The sequence below is a fragment of the Mycobacterium sp. genome (assembly GCF_008709575.1).
Classification (GTDB): Bacteria; Actinomycetota; Actinomycetes; order Mycobacteriales; family Mycobacteriaceae; genus Mycobacterium.
Genome location: NZ_VYIK01000135.1, coordinates 1 through 1,782, shown reverse-complemented (window position 1 = coordinate 1,782; position 1,782 = coordinate 1). Strand labels below are relative to the sequence as shown.

The 1,782-nt window shown below is 66.0% G+C and carries 1 protein-coding gene and 1 riboswitch; the gene reads right to left on the bottom strand.

The window, feature by feature from the left end:
• The coding region (locus F6Q13_RS17250) for a stealth family protein (RefSeq protein WP_293059169.1) at positions 1–1,475 on the bottom strand (1,475 nt) is incomplete at its 3' end.
• Positions 1,476–1,594: 119 nt separating this feature from the next.
• Positions 1,595–1,768, bottom strand: a riboswitch (M-box (ykoK) riboswitch).
• Positions 1,769–1,782 lie beyond the last annotated feature (14 nt).

Below are 1,782 nucleotides of genomic sequence, written 5' to 3'. Positions count from 1 at the left end.
CGTTCCCAGGGCGCCGGCACGGGGAAGTAGCGTTCCAGGAACTCGCCGACCACTCGGGCCCGCTCGGCAGCACTGACCTCGGGGAAGCTGCCGTCGTTGAGGCAGAAGAAGTCGACGTTGCGCTTCTTGAGCAGCTTGGGCAGCTTGGCCAGCCCGGACCGCGTGGTGGTGTCGACGTAGAGCACCTTGGCCGACTCGTTCTGCACGGCGCGCCCGGTCATCAACGCGTAGTAGTGATACAGCGAGTTGGTCACCGAGATGTCGGTGCTGGACCGGAATCGGCTGGCCTGAGTGCGCGCGAAGTCCTCGGGGAATTCCCGCTCCAGTTCGGCGAGCACGCTCTTGCGCAGCGGAGCAGCCGTGTGCTCGAGATGGCGGGTGATGATCTTGCCGAACCTGTCCCACAGCAGCCGGCGGTTGACACGGGCCGCGTTCTCGAAGCCGCTGCGCTCGGGATTGTTGGCGCCCAGCCCGATCCGGGTGCCCGCTTCGATGAACTTCGTCACCCCTCCCGGGGAGAAGAACATTGCCGGCGACAGGCTCCGGCCGAAGAACATGTCGTCGTTGGAGTACAGGAAATGCTCGGCCAGACCGGGAATGTGGTGCAACTGGGTCTCGACCGCGTGGCTGTTGTACACCGGCAGCGCGGAGCAGTCGGTGAAGTGCTCCGCGGCCCGCACGATGGTGATCTTCGGGTGCGGCGCCAGCCATCCGGGAACCGGCGAGTCGGTCGCGATGAAAATCCTTCGCACCCAGGGCGCGAAGACGTGCACCGAGCGCAACGCGTAGCGCAACTCGTCGATCTGGCGGATCCGCGCGTCGGAGTCGTCGCCTTCGCCGACAACGTAATCGGCCATCAACGCCGCGCGGCGCGCGCGGAACTCCGGGTCGTTGCCGTCGACCCAGGAGAACACCATGTCGATGTCGAACGTGACGTCGCCGGCGTGCGGAGCGAACATCCCGGCGATCGTCGGCCAGGTGAGACCGTGCAGTTCTACTGTGGTGTAGACAATCTCACTGAGCGGCAAGGTCTTGCGGGTCAGCGAGTTCTCGATCGGACAGATGACCCGCTTCCCGTCGAACACCCAGAACTGCAGCTCCACCCCGGCTGAGGCGCCGTACCGAATCCCCGACCGCGGGCATTGGCGCCGGCGGAACACCCGCAGCAGCCGCGGGTCGGGGTCGACCGACAACAACCCGTCACCGAGGTACACCGAGCGGCGTCCGGCGCCGTCGTAGATCTTGGCGCGCAGCGGCGCGTCCAGGCAGGCGGCCATCAGCGCCTCGGCGACCCGCGCGCGCAGGCCGATGTCCACGACCAGCGCCGGCCGGCCGTCCGCGCCGCGGATGAGCAGGAACGGGATCCCCGCCATCTCCAGCTCCCTGCGAATAAACAGCAGGTCTGACACCATTGCCTCATAGGGAGTCAGGCGCAACCCCTGGGCTGAGCCGACTGCTGCAACGTCGATGGTCATGGGAACACCTGCCTTCCTTACTCGAGCCGCCGGTGTCACCGCGCACAGTGTCACCGCGCACATGTCATCACGCACAGTGTCATCACGCACAAAGAGGGACGCCGGAGACCACCCGGCGGCTGGGCCCTCACACGTTGAGCTTTGGCACTGGACGACGTATCACCGCCGAAGCGGGGAAGCCACTTGGGACCAACCCTTAAGCCGGGGAGATCTGTCCTGATCTTGGGCGTCTCTCGACGTCGTCAGATCAGTGGCCTTTGTCCGTCCAGGAGCCTCGCCTAACGAGGTGCTCCCGCAAGATAGCACC